Source organism: Bradyrhizobium sp. INPA03-11B (genome assembly GCF_040446015.1).
Lineage (GTDB): Bacteria > Pseudomonadota > Alphaproteobacteria > Rhizobiales > Xanthobacteraceae > Bradyrhizobium > Bradyrhizobium macuxiense_A.
The window spans coordinates 1-17,704 of sequence record NZ_JASGSR010000150.1 but is presented as its reverse complement, the minus strand read 5'-3'; the positions used below and the strand labels follow the sequence as shown (position 1 = coordinate 17,704).

The following is a 17,704-nucleotide window of genomic DNA, read 5'->3' as shown; positions in this document are numbered from 1 at the left end:
TCCTGCGTCAGCGTCACGTCGCCGGTCGCCGTGTTCACCGTCAGCGTGAACACCAGCCAGGCCGCCTGGCCCTCATGGCCGGCGACATAGCCGGAGATCGTGTTGCCGCTCTGGTCGAGCACCACGCCGAGACCGGAGTTGCTATCGATCAGATTGGTCGCCGTGCCGTTGCCGGCAATGCTCAGCGTGTACGCCGTGGCCGCGCCGTCGGCGCCGGTCACCACCGTGAATGCGCCGGCGAAGCTCTCCTTGTCGAGCGCATGGCCCTGCGTCGGCACCGCGTCCGGCGTCGAGCCGTTGACGCCCGCATTGGTCGCGGCCGACAGAAACGCCTCGAAGGTGTTCAGCGAACCGACCGTCCCGCTCAGCGAGATCGACGGACCATCATCGTGGAACGTGACATGGGTGCTCAGGTCGAGCTTCTGGCTCGCGCTGTCGCCGTCATTGTCGGTCACCGTCGCCGTCAGCGTCACCAGGCCGCCGGTCAGGCTGATGCCCTCATGGGTGTCCGGGCTGGAGCCGGTGAGCTCGTGCACCGCACGATCCTGCGTCAGCGTCACGTCGCCGGTCGCCGTGTTCACCGTCAGCGTGAACACCAGCCAGGCCGCCTGGCCCTCATGGCCGGTGACATAGCCGGAGATCGTGTTGCCGCTCTGGTCGAGCACCACGCCGAGACCGGAAGCGCTGTCGATCAGGTTGGTCGCGGTGCCGTTGGCTGCGATGCTCAGCGCATAGGCCGTGGTGCCGCCGTCGGCGCCGGGCACGATCGTGAACGCGCCGGCAAAGCTCTCCTTGTCGAGCGCATGCCCCTGCGTCGGCGACGCATCCGGCGTCGAGCCGTTGATGCCGGCATTGGTCGCGGCCGACAGGTAGGCCTCGAACGTGTTCAGAGAACTCGCCGTCCCGCTCAGCGAGATCGCCGGGCCGTCGTCGAGGAACGTCAGATGCGGACCGACATCGGCGGTCGCGGTACCCGTCTGGTTGAAGACGTCGGTCACCGTAGCCGTCAGCGTGACCAGCCCGGCCGGCAGATGCACACCTTCGTTGGTGTCACCGCCAACCTCGCCGGTGCCCTCCTTCATCGAGCGAAGATCGGTCAGCGTGATGTGGCCGGTGGCATCAACCGAGATCGTGAAGTTGGCGAGACCGTTCTGGCCTCCTTCCCGGCCGACGATCTGTCCGTTCTCCACGAACAGGAACACGTGATTGCCGGTCTGCGAATCGATCAGGCCGGAGTCAACGCCTTGCGCGCTGATCGACAGCGCAAAGGCCACCGACTTCTCGCCACCGGGCGCCGTGATGGTGAACGGCATCAGCCCGGTCGCCACGGTCGATCCTGCGGGACCAAGCCCGGAGCCGGCGATGCCGTTGGTCGCAACGGTCAGGAAGCTTTCGTCCACCGCGAGGTCCGGCGCGACGCCGAGAGAAATGGTGGGTTTGGCCGGTGTCGAGCCCTGCGGAAGCGTGGTGCCGGTTATCCCCGGGGTCGTGATATCGGGCTGCACCTCGGGCCCGGCCAACACGTTGGTGGGCACGGGATCCAGCGGATCAACCGCGAACGGGCTGAAGTTCGCACCGCTCGCCTGCGCGTTGCCGTTCGAGTTGCCGCCATTGTCGGCCGCCGGCAACACGGAGCCATCCGTGCTGATCGGAAACAGACTGGCAAATTCCTGCACCGAGACGTCGCGCCCCGGCGCCATCTCGATGGTGATGTTGTGCTGCCCGTCCGCGCGGGAGTCGAAGAACGGCTCAACCGTGACGGTCGACTGGTTGTCGAACAGGATGATCAGCTTTTCGCCGATATGAACCAGCGTGATCTTCTCCTTGGCGATCGCCGAGAAGTCGACCTTCACCTTCTGGTCGTATCCGAGATTGACGACCACCGCCTGATCGGTCAGCGGCTTCGTCAGTGTGTAGATTCTTACGGGAGCCGAATTGGTGGAATTGCCGGTGCCGGTAGCCTGAGCGACCTGAAACGAACCCTGCATTATCAACTCCGCAAAATGCGATTAGAGGAAAAGTTGTAGAAAAATTTAGTTTTAGGCTATTGTTAACCCTCCCCCCGGTCAAGGAATGTATTTGGTTAATCAATGCTTTCCGTGGAAGTGTGGTAAAGATCGGACAGGTGGAGGCTGCAAGAACAACGGCTTAGCCCGTTTAACTTGGTCGAAAGGCAGTATTTGCCCGGCCCTGCTCGTCCTGATCGGCGATTTGGAGCGGTCGATGCGTGTGATTCTTCAGGCGTGTGCCGCCGTTTTGATTTGCGGCTCGTTCGGCGCGGCGGCCGCGCAGGCCCCACAACAACCAGTCCCCTCCGAGACCACGGTCGAACGCCAGTATCGGGCGCTCGCCAACAGGGACACCCAAATCGGCATTTACCTCAACGTATTGCCTGATTGCACGTCTGGGCCGCTGCCGACCATCCGGTTGGTCAGTCCACCTACTGCCGGCAAGGTTGTGGTGAAGACAGCGAAGGCCAAGGCGACCAACTACAAGGCCTGCCTGGCGCTCGAGGTGCCCGCCTATGTCGCCTTCTACAAGGCGCCGCCCGAATTCCTCGGCGACGACACCCTCACCATCGAGGTCAAGTACCACGGCGGCCGCACCGAAATTCAGAAGATCACCGTCAAGGTCAGCGGGCCCGGTGGTCAGCAAAAGATCTGACGGCGCCGCAGGCGATCTTGGCCTCGCCGATCTAACGGGTGCATCGGCATAGAGCGGCGCCGGGCCTGAACGCCGCCCTAGAGCGGCTCGCCCTCTGCCGTCTCCTGCTCCACATCCTGCGAGACCTCGCTCGGTGCGGCGGCCGGCTGACCAAGCTGTGCCCGCTCCTCATGGCAATCGCTGATCCGGCGGGCGACGACCCGGTCCGTCCGCGGCGCCTGGCCATGGACTTCGTTGACCTCGGTATAGGCCTCGTCGCTCAGGACCGTGATGACGGTGCTGACCGGCCCCATGTAGTCGCAACGGTTGGAGAAGACGTACCTGTTGTTCACCTTCTCCGGCCTCGATGAATGGCAATTTCCGATCGACGGCGACGAGAACGTCGCTTTCATCGCCTGGGTCGGGTCGACACAGCGCAGCATCTCGCGCTCGAGCAGCTTTTGCCGGACATTCGTGGGCGACACGAGCTCCAGCGTCCGCACGAACCGCCACATCCCTTTCCGGAAGGTCGGCCCGCTGAAGCCCTCCTCGGCCACAGCGCCGTGGGAAGCGAGCAAGGACCCGGAAAGCGCGATCACGGCGCCAAGCGCGCAGGCGAAGACCTTCGACTGCCCGAAGCCCTCACGCGAAGTCATTTGATGAATCCTTATCGGCTGCACGGTGCGCATCGCGTGACTTCACTTGAAGCACGCCCAACCTCACTTCATTCCAGAACACTTCGCGTTAAGGTCGAGTAAATACTGGCCCTTTTGGTTGAGGTTCTCGGCTGTCGGATCGAAGCCACACGAAAGAGCCTGGTTCGGGCCCGTCGCAAATCGGGCCCATGCCTCAGCGTCCCAGGAGCTGATCCTGGCACGCTCGCCGGCTAGCCTTTCTGGCTGATCGCCAACCTAGTGCTGCAAACGCGCCGGAGCGGACTTGTCGGAGTTGGCTGCACCTGCGTCGTCGCAGTCGCCGATCCTGGTTGCGACGACCGTGTCGGTCCTCGGATTCTCTCCGGTGCTGACCTCGTTGAGCTCGGTATAGGCCTCGTCGCTGCGCACGGTGATCACGGTGCTGACAGTGCCCATGTAATCGCAGCGGTGCCCGAAGGTGTAGCGATTGCCGACCTTTTCCGGCTTGTCCGAGACGCAGCTTCCGACCGGCTCCGGCGAAAAGGTAGCCTTCATGGCGAAGGTCGGATCGACGCAGCGCGTCGTTTCCGCGTTGACCACCCGGTACTTGAAATTCTTGTTTGCAGTCCTGACGACATCGAGCGTTCGGATGAAGCGCCAGAGGCCCTTGCGAAAGCTGGGACCAGAGAAGGAATGCGTGTCCTGAGCGGGCTGAGCCGCCGCGTCCCGGCCGCTCGCCGGTTGAGGAGATGGTGCCTGCGCATACGCCGTCAGCGACGGCGCGGAGACAATCATCAAGGTCAGCAGCGAACCTGCAATGGCACCACGGAAGTTCATTCCCACCCCCGACGTTCGCCCAAAACCCGTTCGCGTTGCGATCCGGTCAGGCTCTCGAAGCAGTCCCACGAAACGACTCAAGTACCTCTCACCACTTGCAGGCCAATTGTGGCCAGTAAAGGCACGTTGTCGCAGCAGGACTGCCGTCAACCTAATTCCGTGCCACTGCAGCAAACTTGCAACACCCGGCGCGCGAACCCTGTGTCTACCTCTGTCGCAGGTTTGACCTTGGAGCCTTTTTTTGCTCATTTAGCGCGAGTTATTTTTCCTCAATTACTTAGCCTATCGCTGGACGAGGGGGCACTGATGCGGATTCGAATTGGCTACATGGTCGCCGGCATTTTGGCTTTGGGCGCAGCACTCTCGGGCACTTCCAGGCCGGCGGCGGCCGCGGATCTCGGCCTGGTCACGAAAGCACCGGTCGGCACCTGCACCGAGATCGTGTTCACCTGCGAGAACGGCCATCAGTATCCGCTGTGCCCGCGCGCTGTGTCGGTCGAGGGCGAGGTGGTCACGGCCTCCCTGCTCACCGGCCATGGCGGCATCCATGTGCGGCACGTTCCGATGGGCGTCGGCTATCGCTACGCGGGCCGCGGCATCTGGCTGGACGGCTTCCGGGAAAACGCGCTGCTCAACTTCGGCAAGCACCATCAGGTGGCCTGCACCATCGCGCACTCATGAGTGCGCGCTCTGCGTCGCTCCAATCGGCGTGACGCAGAGCAGCTAAGCCGCTGGGCTGCTCCTCACCCCTTGGTGCGGAGCACGACGCGCGACGATCGCGAGAACATATACGCTTTCGGATGGACGTAGACCGGGCAGTAATCCTGCCACTGGTAGAGCTGCCAATTCCATTTCCAGCAGCCCGATTCAATCTGCGGCTCCTGCACGTAGTCCAGCCGGTACGGCGGATCGCCAAACGGATAGTCGCCGCATTTCGCCGCCGTCGACGACAGGACGACGATGGACGCGGCCGCCGCAATGATCACAGAAAATGACTTGTTCATAACGCCCCTCGATCGAATGACGTGACGGCGCGAGAGTGCCAAATCCACCAAGCCTTATCAAGGTGCCCGCCGCCACACTCCGACGCCAATCGACTGTTCTAGAGCGTCTTCGAGCGAAGTGGATCCCGGTTCGCTTGAAGAAAACGCGTCGTTCCGATTCAATCGGAACGCGGCTCTAGACCGCGCGATTCTGCGTCGGCGAGCGGCCACCGCCATCGGCGACCAGCACCGCGCCCGTCACGAAGGACGCTTCGTCGGAGGCCAGGAACAGGCAGCATGCCGCGATCTCGGCGGGCTCGGCCATCCGTCCCAAAGCGATCCGCCGTTCGACGCCACGAAACTCGGTCTCGGCGGTGGTCCCGTTCTGCTCCGCGAGCAGTTGCATTTCATAGGCGCTCATCGGTGTCCGCACCCAGCCCGGCGCCACGGCATTGGCTCTGACGCCATCGGCGCCGTGGGCATAGGCCAGCGAACGCGTATAGGCGACGACGGCCGCCTTGCTGGCGGCGTAGCTTGCGCTGTCCGGGCTGGCATTGAACGCGGCCACCGAGGCGATGTTGACGATTGCTCCCCCGCGCTGCCGCAGCAGCGGCAAGGATGCCCGGCAGACCCGCATCGTCCCGGTGAGGTTGACATCAAGCGTTTTGGCCCAGACCTCGTCGGAGACGCTTGCGGGCTGATCCGGCACGATCAGGCCGGCGGCGTTGACGACGATGTCGAGCCACGCGCCGCAGGCAGCGACGGCTTTGGCAATGTCGTCCGGACGCGTGACATCGCCATGGACCGGCTGCCCTCCGCACTCCGCCGCAGCTTCCTGAAGCTCGGCATCACCCAAGCCGAACAGCACGACGCGCGCGCCGCTCAACGCCAGCAGCACAGCCGTGGCCCGGCCGATCCCGGTGGCTGCGCCCGTCACCAGCGCGGTCTTTCCGTCGAGCCGCGGCATCTAGACTCCCCACTGCCGTTCGACGGCGAATCCGGTCTCCGGCAAGGTCGAGCCGCCGTCGACGACGATGGTCTGCCCGGTGACGTATCTGGCTTCAACGGAGGCGAGATAGAGCATCGCGCAGGCGATGTCGTCGGCGCTCCCCATCTGTCCCATCGGAATGAAGCGTTCGAGCTTCGCCTTGTTCTCCGGCGCGCTCATGGTGCCGCGGCCCGGCTTCTCGATGAAGCCGGCCTCGACGCCATTGACCGTGATGCCGTCGCGGGCGAGCTCGAAGGCGGCGCCGCGGATGAACGCGTTCGCGCCGGCTTTCGCCGCCGAGTAATGCGCACCGCCTCCCATCGCAACGCGCGCGGACACCGAGGACGTCACGAGGATGCGCCCGAACTTGTTGGCGCGCATGTGCGGAATTGCAGCCTGTGCAAGCCAGATGCTGGCGTTCAGGTTCAGCGCCAGCGTCTCGTCGAGCTTGGCTTCGTCGAGTTCTTCCAGTGATGCCCATGGACAACCGCCGGCATTGTGCACGACGATATCGAGCCGGCCGTATTGAGCGGCGATATCGTCAACCACCGTACGCAAGCTGCTGCGGTCCAGCTTGTCGAACGGAATGCAATGCGCTGTTCGACCTTCGGCCGCCAGTTCGCGCGCCAGTGCCTCGGCGACGTCGGTCGTGCGGTTGGCAATCACCACACTCGCACCGGCCTGCGCGAGCCGCCTCACGATGGCGGCGCCGATCCCCCTGCCCCCGCCGGTGACGATGGCGACCCGGCCGCCAAGATTGAACGGAGGCGCCTGCATCAGATTGCTCCTGCTCCGCGCAGCAGATCGATGAACCGCGCGAACACCGCCGTATGCTTGTCGACATCCTGTGCCGACGTCGCCGGACATATCAGCAGCATGGTGTGGAACGGCGTCACCAGAATGCCCTCGTTCATGTAGAACGCATGCAGCAAGGTCTCCAGATCGGGCTGCCGACCCGCAATCACGTCGGCGCCACTGCGCGGCGGCTGCGGCATGAACATGATCTCGGCGCGCGCGCCGATCTGCGTGACGTGCCAGGGCAGACCGGCCGTGTCGATCAGCCGGCGCGCCTCCTGCGCGAGCGAGGTCGCAGTGCCGATCATCCGCTCGTAATTCGCAGACGTCAGCACCTTCTCCAGCACCGCGCGCATGGTCGCGACCGTCAGCGCGTTGCCGGCGAGCGTGCCGCCGAAGCCGAGATGCGCGGACTGCCGCTCGCGCGGATTGACGTGGGGCACGAGCTTCCACAGCCGTTCCGCAATCTCCTGGCTCAGCCCGAACACGCCGGCAGGGATGCCGCCCGCGATCGCCTTGCCCGCAACGAAGATGTCGGGCTCGAGCCCGTGGCTCGCCGTGTAGCCGCCCGGTCCGCAAGACAGCGTGTGGGTCTCGTCGATGATGAGCACGGTGCCCGCGCGGCGGGTCAGGTCGCGCAAGGCCCGGTGAAAACCAGGATCGACCGGGATCATGCCGAAATTCGTCATCAGCGGCTCGGTCAGCACGCAAGCGACGTCGCCCTGCGCCAGCGCCGCTTCCAGCGCGGTGACGTCGTTGAATTCGACCACCCGGCTCACCGCGTCATGGTCGATGCCGTTGGGATGGATCATGTTGCGCAGGCCGACTCGACCGTCGCGGATCTCGACATGCGCCTCCTCGACGCCGCCATGATAGCAGCCGGAGAACACCAGCACCTTGCGCCGGCCGGTGATCATGCGCGAGATGCGGATCGCGGCGCGGTTGGCGTCGGTCGCCGACGTCGTCAGCGTCCAGTATTTCGGACCGAAGCGGCGCGACAGTTCGGCGCCGACCCAGAGACTGTCTTCGGTCGGCAGCATCATGGTCGCACCGCGCTTGAGCTGCGCGAGCGCGGCCTCCGTCACTGCCTCCGGCGCGTGCCCGCACATGCCGCCGGTGTCGCCGAGGCAGAAATCGATGTAGTCGCGGCCGTCGATATCCCTGATATGCGCGCCCTGCGCCTCCTCGGCATAGACCGGGAAGCCGCCGGCCCAGCGCCGCATCCAGTGCGACGGGCCGCCATAGAGGTAGTGCTGCCGGCCTTCCTGCCACGCCGAAGCCGATCGCGGATGCAGCGCCCGAAATCGCTCCTGCTCGGCGTCAAGCAATCGGTTCAGAACGCCCGCGCGTTCGGCAGCCAAAGATGTCATAGCGCGATCCAGGCGGTCTTGAGGTCGGTATAGGCGTCGAGCGCGTGGAGCGACTTGTCGCGTCCGAAGCCGGATTGCTTGAAGCCGCCGAGTGGCACCGTGATGTCGGCGCCGCCATAGGCGTTGACGTGCACGACGCCGGCCTTGATGGCGCGCACCATACGGTGCGCCGTCGACAGGCTTCCGGTCCACACCGCCGATGCAAGTCCATAGGGCGTTGCATTCGCGAGCATGACGGCGTCATCCTCGCTATCGAACCGCGTGACCGACAGCACCGGGCCGAACACCTCCTCGCGCCAGACCTCCATCGACGGCGTCACCTCGGCGAGGATCGCAGGCGCCATGAAGTTGCCGCCGCTCTCGACCCGGGTCTGTTCGCCGCCGATCAGCCGCTTCGCGCCCTGCGCTTCCGCGCGGGCAACGGCGTTCAGGTTCTTGCGCAACTGCACTTGGCTCGAAATCGCGCCGATATCGGAAGTCAGGTCGAGGGGATCCCCGACACGGAGCTTGGCGGTGGCCTCGAGCAGCGCATCCATGAAGCGATCATAGACCTGCGACTGCACCAGCAGCCGCGAGCCGGCCACGCAGACCTGGCCGGAGTTGCGGAAGATGCCGTTGGCCGACACCTTGGCCGCGTGCTTGATGTCGGGCACATCGGCGAACACGATGTTGGGCGACTTGCCGCCAAGCTCGAGATGGACCCGCTTCAGGTTCGACCGCGCCGAGCAATCCAGCAGCCGTCGGCCGACCGCACCCGAGCCGGTGAAGGCCAGCACATCGACATCCATATGCAGCGCGAGCGCCTCGCCGGCCGATGCGCCGCGGCCGGTGACGACGTTGAGCACGCCGTCCGGCAGGCCCGCTTCGGTCGCAAGCTCGGCAAGCCGCAACAGCGTCAGCGACGCCAGCTCCGGCGGCTTGACCACGACCGAGTTGCCGGCGGCAAGCGCAGGAGCGATTTTCCAGGCGCCGATCATCAGCGGGAAATTCCACGGCACGATCACGCCGACGACGCCGAGCGGCTCGCGATGCACCAGCCCGAGCACATCGCCCGAGGTCGGCGCGATCTCGCCATAGACCTTGTCGATCGCCTCGGCGTAGTAGCGGATGGTGCCGGCCGCCGACAGCGGCTCGGCCTTGTAGGCCATGCCGATCTCGGTGCCGTTGTCGCGCACGCCGAGCACCGCGATCTCGAGCGCGTGCTGCTCGATGAGATCGGCGAACCGCAGCAGCACCTTCTTGCGCTGGGCCGGCGCCGCGCGCGACCAGCTGCCCTGCTCGAAGGCCTGCCGCGCCTGTTTCACCGCACGGTCGACATCGGCAGCATCGCCATCTGCGACGGTCGTCAGCACCTGGCCGTCGATCGGCGATACGACGTCGAGCCGTGCCTCACCGACCGACTGCGCAGGTCTGCCGCCGATGAAGAGCTGCTGGGCCGGAATTGCGGCCGATCGGAGTTGATCGATCTGGGCTTGCTGCATGCGGGATCATTGTGACGGTGACGAAAGCTAATCCCGAGTAAGGATCGCTGGCATGGCGCAATCCTCGCCAAATCAAGGCCTTGGCAGCAATCAACCGATAGGTGGATGTCATCGCGGCTACTCCCCTCATAGCGTGATTGCACGATGGCCGAACGCTCTGCACGCTCGGTGCAAACCAGTCGCCCACGATCATTCACGCCTGCCGGCGAGCACTGACAAGGTCATGCCTGAGATTACACAGCCCCGCATTCTCCTGATCGGAACGGGAGACACCAAGGCCGACGAACTGCTGTTCATGAGCGAGTGCATCGCGCGCGCCGGCGGCACAACCATCATGATGGACATCAGCGTGCTCGGCGATCCGCCGTACCAGGCGGCGCACGACAAGCACGCGGTGGCGGCCGCCGCGCAAACCACGATCGCGGCGATTGCATCGAGCGGCGACGAGAACTCCGCGATGTCGTTGATGGCGATTGGCGCTGCAAATCTGGCGCGCGAGCTCGCGGCACACGATGCCATCGACGGCGTGATCGCGATCGGCGGCACCATGGGCACCGACCTTGCGCTCGACGTCGCGCAGGCGCTGCCGCTCGGCCTGCCGAAGCTGATCGTCTCGACGGTCGCGTTCTCGCATCTGATCCCGCCCGAGCGCGTCGCCGCCGATCTGATGATGATCCTGTGGGCCGGCGGCCTCTATGGCCTCAACGGCACCTGCACCGCCGTGCTGTCGCAGGCCTGCGGCGCGATCGTCGGCGCAGCACGGAGCGCAATCAAGCCGCGCAAGGACCGGCCGGTGGTTGCGATCACCTCGCTCGGCAAGAGCTGCCTGCGCTACATGGTGGAGCTGAAGCCGCAGCTCGAGCATCGCGGCTACGAGGTGGTCGTCTTCCACACCACCGGCATGGGCGGCCGCGCGATGGAGTCGATCGCCGCGCAAGGCGGTTTCGCCGCCGTGCTCGATCTCAGCCTGCAGGAAGTCGCCAATCAGCTCACCGGCTCGGTGGTCAATTCCGGCGCAGACCGGCTGGAGAATGCGGGCAAAGCGGGCATTCCGCAGATCGTAGCTCCCGGCGCGATCGACATGGTGGATTTCCCGGCGTGGCTTGGAGTTCCGAACGAATTGTCGGATCGCCCGTTCCACGCGCACAACCGGCTGCTCGCGTCGGCGACGTCGGGGGCAGCCGATCGCCGCAGGATCGCAGGCGCGATTGCCGAGAAACTGGCCGGCGCCAGCGCGCCGGTTGCCTTCGTGCTGCCCGCCGGCGGCATCCAGCAATGGGACCGCGAAGGCGAGGCGCTGCACGACCCCGACGCCCTCACCGCCTTTGTCGACGCGATGCGGTCGGCGGTCCAGCCGCCGGTCGAACTGCACGAGATCAAGGACCACATCAACAGCACGACGTTCAATGAAACCGTGCTCGGCATCTTCGACCGCTGGGTCGCCGCCGGCATCATCCGTCCCGGCCGCGCGACGGTCGCCGCATGACGCGGCCGCTCGCAAAGGCGCTGGTGCTCGACTTCGGCGGCGTGATCTCGAAGACCCTGTTCGAGACCCATGATTTGACCGAGCGCGCGCTCGGGCTCGCGCCGTGCACGCTGAAATGGCTCGGACCGTTCGCCCCCGACAGCGATCCGCTCTGGGCGGCGATGCAGCGCGGCGAGATTTCCGAACGCGACTACTGGCTGACCCGCAGCCGCGAGGTCGGGCGCATGGTCGGCGAGGACTGGCACGACATGGAAACCTTCGTGAAACGGGCGCGCGGTGCCGATCCCGATACCGTGATCCGCCCCGAGGCGGCGCGCGCGATCACCCTCGCCGCCGATGCCGGGTTCCGGCTCGCCATCCTCTCGAACGAGCTCGACCTGTTCTATGGTGCAGATTTCCGCACCCACCTGTCCATCCTCAAGCGCGTCGATACCATCGTCGATGCGACCCATACCGGGATCCTGAAACCTGACCCGCGCGCCTATCAAAGCGTGCTGGACGAACTGGCGATGGAGGCAGACAATTGCGTCTTCGTCGACGACCAGCGTCGCAACATCACGGGCGCCGCCGCATGCAACATGCGCACGGTGCTGTTTGACGTGCGTAGCCCTGCCGCGTCCTACAGCGAGGCGCTGCGGCATTTCGGGCTGCAATTCGAGTAAAGCGTTTTCGAGCGAAGTGGATACCGGTTCGCGTGAAGAAGACGCGTCAAAACTAGAAGCTGGAGGCCCGTTCCGATTGCATCGGAACGGAAGAGGCTCCAGCGGGACAGAGAGCGATCATGCGCGATAGAAATTTCCTGGTTGAGAACAACGCCAAGCCGATCTGGCACCCGATGGCCCATCCCGCCGAGATGCGGGCGCAGCCGCCGCGGATCGTGATGAAAGGCGAAGGCGTGCACGTCACCGACATCGACGGCAAGACTGTGATCGATGCGGTCGGTGGCCTGTGGAACGTCAACCTCGGCTACAGCTGCGATCCGATCAAGCAGGCGATCGCGGACCAGCTCAGTGCCCTGCCGTACTACTCGGGCTTCCGTGGCACCTCGAGCGGTCCCTCGATCGAGCTCGCCTACGACCTCACCGAATGGTTCAAGCCGGAAGGCATGGTGCGCGCCTTCTTCACCTCGGGCGGATCGGACTCGGTCGAGACCGCGCTGCGGCTCGCCCGGCAATATTGGAAGATCAAAGGCCAGGCCGACCGCACCAAGTTCCTAGCGCTGAAGAAGGGCTATCACGGCACGCATTTCGGCGGCGCCTCTGTCAACGGCAACGCCAATTTCCGCCGCAACTATGAGCCGATGCTGCCCGGCGTATTCCATATACCGGCGCCGTCGACCTATCGCAACCCCTTCAACGAGACCGATCCCGCCAAGCTCGCGCAGCTTTGCGCGGCGGCGATGGAGGAAGAGATCGCGTTCCAGGGCGGCGACACCATCGCCGCTTTCATCATGGAGCCGGTGCTGGGCGCCGGCGGCGTGATCGTGCCGCCGGACAGCTTCATGAAGCTCGTGCGCGAGATCTGCGACCGCCACGGCATCCTGATGATCGCGGACGAGGTCGTCACCGGTTTCGGACGCACCGGCGCGTGGTCGGGCTCGCGGCTGTGGGGCGTGAAGCCCGACATGATGACGATGGCCAAGGCGATCACCTCGGGCTATTTCCCGCTCGGGGCGACGCTGATCGGCGAGCAGGTCGCGGAAGCCTTCGAGGCTGACACGACGACGTTCGGCTCGATCGGTCATGGCTACACCTATTCCGGCCATCCGGTCGGCTGCGCCGCAGGCATTGCGGCGCTCGCCGAGACCCGCCGCCTCAAGCTCGACGAGAACGCCGCTGCGCGCGGCAAGGACCTGGCGCAGGCGCTGGCTGCGCTCAAGGCCAAGCATCCGCTGGTCGGCGACGTCAGGGGCAAGGGCCTGATGGCGGCGCTCGAGCTGGTCGCCGATCGCGACAGCAAGAAGCCCGCGGACAAGAAGACGATGGCGAAGGTCGCAGATGCCGCCTACGAGGCCGGTGTGATGCTGCGCGTCTCCGGCAACAACCTCATCCTGTCCCCGCCCCTCATCCTCACCTCACTGGATGTGAAGGCGATCGCCGAAGGGATCGACGCCGGCCTCTCAGCGGCCGGCTGATATGCTCTGAAACCTCCACGTCATTGCGAGGAGCGATAGCGACGAAGCAATCCACCTCACCATTTGCGGCGCTATGGATTGCTTCGCTTCGCTCGCAATGACGGGGATAGGGCTACGCAAAAATCATCTTGCACTTGCGCAAGCGATCGCCCGTTCGAACAGCGCGCCATCGGCCCTGTCGCGGTCGAGGCAGTCGGCGAGCGATGCGGCCGACATTCTCTGATCGGTACAGAACATCCGCATGAAGTCGGCGGCGAGCGCGAGCTTGCGCGGCGCGGATTGGCGTTCCCATTCACCGCTGCTCAGATAGAGCAAGGACGCGTCATCAGCGCCTCTTTCGGCCGCAGCGCCGCGCGCGGCTGGCTGCGCGGCCAACAGCGCCAGCAGCGCGCCGGCCATCGCACCAAGGCGAGGCACGCGGCCGCTCATTTGCTCTCCCCGGCATTCACCATCGGCGGCACGTCGAGCGCCGGATTGCGGTCGAAGAAGTTGAACGGACGCAGCCGGAAGCCATGCCACAGGCCGGGCATCACGGGCCAATCCTCGGCGCGCGGCACGTGGCGGAAGCCGACCGTGTACCACAGCACGAGGTCGCGATCCTCGATCGGGCGCTTCGCCGCGGTCCATTTCGGCAAGCCGTCGACCTCAGGGTTTTCGTTCGGATACATGCCCGCGGCGTAGCGCTCATCCCGGGCGTAGGCCGAGGTCCAGAGCGTGTAGGCGCTGAAGCCTGCGCGCAACTGGATCGGATCGTCCTTGGCGAGCAGCGAGACGTCGGAATGGCCGGGCATGATCTGATAGCTCGTCCGATAGCCCTGCTTGTTGGTCTCGCCCGCACTCTCGATCCTGAACTGCGCGGCGCTCAGCGGCGTCGTGACCGGCCCTTCGGTCGCGACCGGCTTGGTGTCGACCTGCCACAGGCTCTTGCGCTGGCCCTGCTCCAGCCGGCGGACGCTGAAGCGATCCTCGACCAGCCGGTTCGAGGTGCCGTCGACGTCCATGTCGATCCGGAAGGTCATGTAGTGATCGTGATTGACCGCGAGCAGCCGCTCGTCGACCAACGTTCCGTAGGCGGTATCCTGCGCGGCGGTCGGGTCGCTCAGCGTCTTGCTCGCCACGCCCTTGGTCGCATCGATGCCGTAGGCGCCGAGCCGGACGTCGATATTGCCGGCACGGTCGAACACGTAGTCCACCAGATAGTCGTAATTGCCGACCACCGGGGCCATCCGCACCACCAGCTCGTTGTTCGGCCGCACTTCGGTGGTGTTGTTGATCAGTTCGCTGTGGCGCCAGATCGGATCGCCGGTCGGGCGCTCGAAGATGCAGACCGCGCCCTTGGAGACGACCGGATTGCCCTTGGTGTCCGAGATCGTCAGATCGAGGAAATGCGCGCCTTCGGGACAGTCGATGCCACGCTGCAATTCGCTGGAGAGCACGCCAAAACCGTATTCGCCGATATCCATATAGGCGCGGAACGACCAGGTCGGCGCCGGGTCCATATAGGGCACGAACATCTCGCTCGCCGAGATCTGGTAAGCGATGTCGCGCAACGTGCCGTGGTCGTCGTAGCGGATCAGCGACAGCACCGCGCCGACGCGCGGCTCGAGGCGGACATGGAACGACCAATTGTCCCAGCGGACCTGGCCGCCTTCCACCTTCACATTGCTGCCCTCGGGCGCGGTAATCTCGATCGGCTTCGGCGGCTTGCGATATTTTCCGGAGTCGGCATAGGCGTGCGAGGGCGACTGCGGCGGCGGCGGCACCACGCCGAGATCGGTCACCGACAGCACCGTCTTGCTCTTGAGATCGACCTGGGCCACCAAATTCTCGATCGGCTTGCCCCAGAGATTGTTGGCAGCGCCCGTGGTGTCGACACAGGGCACGTTGAGCAGGCGGCGGCCTTTCATGGCCGGGTCGCTCACCGGCCCGACCGTCAGCGGCAGGCACATGACGTTGTGGAAATCGGTGATGCCGCGCTTGGCCATCGCGGCGATCCAGCGCGGGTCCTGTTTCGGCAGGTCGCCGGCGGACATCAGCTCGTCGATGGTCAGCGCGGCTTCATGATCGCTGACCTCGTCCCAGCCGACCAAGCTGCGCGCGGCGAGATCGATATGAGCTTCGTAGAGATGCCCGCCGCTCAGCAACGTCGCGTTCGCCCGGCGTGCGAAGGACTGTCCGGGCTTCCACGCCCGCACCTCGTCCTTGGGATCCTCGTCGACGGTCATCGAGACGACCCGCGCGGCATCGTCGAGCTTGCCGGCACCACGGAGGATTTCGGACACCGAACGGATCTCGTCGGTGGTCAGCCCATCCATCGGGTGCGTCGCGGCCGCCTGCGGCCACATCCTGCGCTCGGCCTGCACCGGCAGCGGCGCCGCCATCGTCGCCGCAACCAGGCCCGCCACTGCCCATCCGCATCCCCGAAATACCAGAGCCATCACGCCCTCCACTCAAAGCCAGAACTGTCAGAATACAAGCAACGGTGGCGGCGTGAAGGCCTGCTTCATCCGGTAACCCGTTCCGACGCGGTCGGCAGGATCGCTGCTGCGGCTGGGCGCGGCGCGGCGCGGTGGACGTCGAGCAGCCGCACGCCGAGACGGTCGCGCAAAGCCGGCCAGATGCCGCGCGGCGCCACGATCATCACGACGACCGCAATGATGCCGAGCCCGACCAGGTACCAGCCGCCGGACAGGCCGAGCGGCCCGGTCATCAATTCGCGCAAGCCGAAGAAGATGATGACGCCGAGGATCGGGCCCTCCAGCGTGCCAATGCCGCCGATGATCACGATGAACATCATGTAGACCGACCAGTTGACATCGAATGCCGCGAGCGGCGCGATGAACAGATTGCCCATGAAGCTGAGGGCGCCGGCAAGCCCGCATCCCGCCGCCGAGAGCACGAAGGCGATGAAGCGGTTATGCCGGACGTCGACGCCGACACTCATCGCGGCAAGATCGTTGTCGCGCACGCTCATCAGCCCGAGCCCGAAGCTCGAGGTCATCATCTTGTACAACGCCGCGATCGTGACCAGCGTCAGGCCGCCGGCGAGCCAAAACATCGTCGGCTCGAACCAGTCGAAATCGATCAGCTTGCTGGTCGCCAGCGGCATGCCCGAGGTGCCGCCGACCTCCTGCGACTTCATCGTGAAGGCGCCGATGATCTCGGCAAACACCCACATCGCGATCGAGAAATAGGCGTCGCGCAGCCGGAACAGCGGAAACGCGATGATCGCGGCGACCGCGCCCGCCACCAGCGGCGCGACCGGCAGCACCCAGATCGGGGTGACCTCGAGCCAGCCCGAGGTCAGGAACAGCGCATAGGCGCCGAAGGCGATGAAGACCTGGTGACCGAGCGACACCAGCCCGGCATAGCCCGCCAGCAGGTTCCACATCTGCGCCATCGTCAGCAGCAGCAGGCATTCGGTCGCGAGCCGCAGAAAACCCTCGTTCAGCACGAAGGGCGCACCCGCAATCACCGCGATGAGTACGATGGCAGAGGCCAGGAGAAATGTCCGCGTCGGCATCGGCGTCACACCCTGCTCGACACGAGACCCGACGGGCGGATCAGCAGCATGATGAAGAACAAGAGGTGCGCATAGAGCAGCCCGGCATTCGGATCGATCTTTAGCCCGATCAATTGCGCCATGCCAAGCGCGATGCCGCCGAGCAATGCGCCCCAGAACGAGCCGAGCCCGCCGAGCACCACGACCTCGAAGGCGATCAGGAGCCGCTCCGCGCCCGAGAACGGCGTGAAGCTCGACCGCACCGCGAGCAGCACGCCGCCGATCGCGCCGAGCGCGAGCGACAGGCCCATCACGTAATTATAGACCCGGTCCGGCTTGACCCCGGACAGCCGCACGATGTCGCGGCGGTCGGCGGTGGCGCGCACGATCCGCCCGAACTCGGTGTGACGCAGCACCAGTTGCAGCGCCATGAACAGCAGCGCGGCGAGCACCAAGGTCAGCAGCGGCATGATCCCGATGTTGAGGCCGGCGACCTCGAGGCTGGCACGCGACAGCTCGCCGACCTGGAGGCTGCGCACGTCGGCGCCGAAGATCTCGACCATGACATTGCGCAGGATCACCGAGACGCCGAAGGTCAGCAGCAGCGGCGACAGCGGATCGGGCGACGTCACGACGCGGTTGACGATGACCGCCTGGTAGAGCCATCCGACCGCAAAGGACAAAGCGATCACCGGGATCAGCATCAGCAGCGGCGACACCTGCGGAAACAGGTTGGACAGCAGCACGGCGCAGAATGCGCTCAGCACCATGAACTCGCCATGCGCGATGTTGACGACGCGCATCACGCCGAACACCAGCGCAAGCCCGATGCCGAGCAACGCGTAGAGCC

At 65.3% G+C, this 17,704-nt stretch carries 17 protein-coding genes; 5 read left to right on the top strand and 12 right to left on the bottom strand.

Features of this window, described 5'->3' with window-relative positions; genetic code table 11:
• A partial coding sequence (locus QMZ05_RS36200; RefSeq protein WP_353705103.1) for a DUF5801 repeats-in-toxin domain-containing protein occupies positions 1 to 1,988 on the bottom strand: 1,988 nt, incomplete at its 3' end.
• Between the two features lie 85 nt (positions 1,989 to 2,073).
• Here QMZ05_RS36200 and QMZ05_RS36195 point away from each other — a divergent pair.
• Positions 2,074 to 2,664, top strand: a complete 591-nt coding sequence (locus tag QMZ05_RS36195; RefSeq protein WP_353705102.1) for a hypothetical protein — start codon at positions 2,074 to 2,076, stop codon at positions 2,662 to 2,664.
• A gap of 77 nt (positions 2,665 to 2,741) precedes the next feature.
• Here QMZ05_RS36195 and QMZ05_RS36190 read toward each other — a convergent pair whose 3' ends face one another.
• Both QMZ05_RS36190 and QMZ05_RS36185 read right to left on the bottom strand, forming a co-directional pair.
• Positions 2,742 to 3,332, bottom strand: a complete 591-nt coding sequence (locus tag QMZ05_RS36190) for a hypothetical protein (RefSeq protein ID WP_353705101.1) — start codon at positions 3,330 to 3,332, stop codon at positions 2,742 to 2,744.
• A 222-nt stretch (positions 3,333 to 3,554) separates the two neighbouring features.
• Complete coding sequence (locus QMZ05_RS36185) at positions 3,555 to 4,265, bottom strand: DUF3617 family protein (RefSeq protein WP_353705100.1); 711 nt, start codon at positions 4,263 to 4,265, stop codon at positions 3,555 to 3,557.
• A gap of 156 nt (positions 4,266 to 4,421) precedes the next feature.
• On the opposite strand from QMZ05_RS36185, the gene QMZ05_RS36180 reads away from it, so the two are divergent.
• Positions 4,422 to 4,796: a hypothetical protein gene (locus QMZ05_RS36180; protein WP_353705099.1), complete on the top strand. Its 375-nt coding sequence runs from the start codon at positions 4,422 to 4,424 to the stop codon at positions 4,794 to 4,796.
• A gap of 62 nt (positions 4,797 to 4,858) precedes the next feature.
• Here the strand turns inward: QMZ05_RS36180 and QMZ05_RS36175 are convergent, their stop codons facing one another.
• The 5 genes from QMZ05_RS36175 to QMZ05_RS36155 form a co-directional block, all read right to left on the bottom strand.
• Positions 4,859 to 5,119 (bottom strand): hypothetical protein, encoded by a 261-nt coding sequence (locus QMZ05_RS36175; protein ID WP_050424419.1) that lies wholly within the window; start codon positions 5,117 to 5,119, stop codon positions 4,859 to 4,861.
• Positions 5,120 to 5,294: 175 nt separating this feature from the next.
• Complete coding sequence (locus QMZ05_RS36170) at positions 5,295 to 6,065, bottom strand: SDR family oxidoreductase (RefSeq protein WP_353705098.1); 771 nt, start codon at positions 6,063 to 6,065, stop codon at positions 5,295 to 5,297.
• On the bottom strand, positions 6,066 to 6,863 hold the full coding sequence (locus tag QMZ05_RS36165) for an SDR family oxidoreductase (RefSeq protein ID WP_353705097.1): 798 nt from the start codon (positions 6,861 to 6,863) through the stop codon (positions 6,066 to 6,068). It abuts the gene before it with no gap.
• On the bottom strand, positions 6,863 to 8,251 hold the full coding sequence (locus QMZ05_RS36160; RefSeq protein WP_353705096.1) for a transaminase: 1,389 nt from the start codon (positions 8,249 to 8,251) through the stop codon (positions 6,863 to 6,865). Before QMZ05_RS36160 ends, QMZ05_RS36165 begins: the two co-directional genes overlap by 1 nt.
• Positions 8,248 to 9,732, bottom strand: coding sequence for an aldehyde dehydrogenase (locus QMZ05_RS36155; RefSeq protein WP_353705095.1), 1,485 nt, complete (start codon positions 9,730 to 9,732; stop codon positions 8,248 to 8,250). The genes QMZ05_RS36160 and QMZ05_RS36155 overlap by 4 nt, the downstream gene beginning before the upstream one ends.
• 223 nt (positions 9,733 to 9,955) lie before the next feature.
• On the opposite strand from QMZ05_RS36155, the gene QMZ05_RS36150 reads away from it, so the two are divergent.
• From QMZ05_RS36150 to QMZ05_RS36140, 3 genes are all read left to right on the top strand, one after another.
• Positions 9,956 to 11,218: a Tm-1-like ATP-binding domain-containing protein gene (locus QMZ05_RS36150; protein WP_353705094.1), complete on the top strand. Its 1,263-nt coding sequence runs from the start codon at positions 9,956 to 9,958 to the stop codon at positions 11,216 to 11,218.
• A complete protein-coding gene (locus QMZ05_RS36145; RefSeq protein ID WP_353705093.1) occupies positions 11,215 to 11,880 on the top strand; it encodes an HAD-IA family hydrolase in 666 nt (221 codons plus the stop codon). Before QMZ05_RS36150 ends, QMZ05_RS36145 begins: the two co-directional genes overlap by 4 nt.
• Positions 11,881 to 11,999: 119 nt before the next feature.
• Positions 12,000 to 13,352, top strand: coding sequence for an aminotransferase class III-fold pyridoxal phosphate-dependent enzyme (locus QMZ05_RS36140; RefSeq protein ID WP_353705092.1), 1,353 nt, complete (start codon positions 12,000 to 12,002; stop codon positions 13,350 to 13,352).
• Between the two features lie 123 nt (positions 13,353 to 13,475).
• Here the strand turns inward: QMZ05_RS36140 and QMZ05_RS36135 are convergent, their stop codons facing one another.
• The 4 genes from QMZ05_RS36135 to QMZ05_RS36120 all read right to left on the bottom strand — a co-directional run.
• The gene (locus QMZ05_RS36135) at positions 13,476 to 13,781 is read right to left on the bottom strand and encodes a hypothetical protein (protein ID WP_353705091.1); all 306 of its coding nucleotides are present in this window, start codon (positions 13,779 to 13,781) and stop codon (positions 13,476 to 13,478) included.
• A complete protein-coding gene (locus QMZ05_RS36130) occupies positions 13,778 to 15,790 on the bottom strand; it encodes a tyramine oxidase (protein ID WP_353705090.1) in 2,013 nt (670 codons plus the stop codon). Before QMZ05_RS36130 ends, QMZ05_RS36135 begins: the two co-directional genes overlap by 4 nt.
• A gap of 65 nt (positions 15,791 to 15,855) precedes the next feature.
• Positions 15,856 to 16,875, bottom strand: a complete 1,020-nt coding sequence (locus QMZ05_RS36125; RefSeq protein ID WP_353705089.1) for a branched-chain amino acid ABC transporter permease — start codon at positions 16,873 to 16,875, stop codon at positions 15,856 to 15,858.
• Positions 16,876 to 16,880: 5 nt separating this feature from the next.
• Positions 16,881 to 17,704: branched-chain amino acid ABC transporter permease (locus tag QMZ05_RS36120; protein WP_353705088.1), on the bottom strand; the 824-nt coding region annotated here is incomplete at its 5' end.

Coding starts and splice junctions, on each gene's coding strand:
- QMZ05_RS36195 (WP_353705102.1), top strand. CDS start 2,074: ATGTATTTGGTTAATCAATGCTTTCCGTGGAAGTGTGGTAAAGATCGG.
- QMZ05_RS36190 (WP_353705101.1), bottom strand. CDS start 3,332: ATGCGCACCGTGCAGCCGATAAGGATTCATCAAATGACTTCGCGTGAG.
- QMZ05_RS36180 (WP_353705099.1), top strand. CDS start 4,422: ATGCGGATTCGAATTGGCTACATGGTCGCCGGCATTTTGGCTTTGGGC.
- QMZ05_RS36175 (WP_050424419.1), bottom strand. CDS start 5,119: ATGAACAAGTCATTTTCTGTGATCATTGCGGCGGCCGCGTCCATCGTC.
- QMZ05_RS36170 (WP_353705098.1), bottom strand. CDS start 6,065: ATGCCGCGGCTCGACGGAAAGACCGCGCTGGTGACGGGCGCAGCCACC.
- QMZ05_RS36165 (WP_353705097.1), bottom strand. CDS start 6,863: ATGCAGGCGCCTCCGTTCAATCTTGGCGGCCGGGTCGCCATCGTCACC.
- QMZ05_RS36160 (WP_353705096.1), bottom strand. CDS start 8,251: ATGACATCTTTGGCTGCCGAACGCGCGGGCGTTCTGAACCGATTGCTT.
- QMZ05_RS36155 (WP_353705095.1), bottom strand. CDS start 9,732: ATGCAGCAAGCCCAGATCGATCAACTCCGATCGGCCGCAATTCCGGCC.
- QMZ05_RS36150 (WP_353705094.1), top strand. CDS start 9,956: ATGCCTGAGATTACACAGCCCCGCATTCTCCTGATCGGAACGGGAGAC.
- QMZ05_RS36145 (WP_353705093.1), top strand. CDS start 11,215: ATGACGCGGCCGCTCGCAAAGGCGCTGGTGCTCGACTTCGGCGGCGTG.
- QMZ05_RS36140 (WP_353705092.1), top strand. CDS start 12,000: ATGCGCGATAGAAATTTCCTGGTTGAGAACAACGCCAAGCCGATCTGG.
- QMZ05_RS36135 (WP_353705091.1), bottom strand. CDS start 13,781: ATGAGCGGCCGCGTGCCTCGCCTTGGTGCGATGGCCGGCGCGCTGCTG.
- QMZ05_RS36130 (WP_353705090.1), bottom strand. CDS start 15,790: ATGGCTCTGGTATTTCGGGGATGCGGATGGGCAGTGGCGGGCCTGGTT.
- QMZ05_RS36125 (WP_353705089.1), bottom strand. CDS start 16,875: ATGCCGACGCGGACATTTCTCCTGGCCTCTGCCATCGTACTCATCGCG.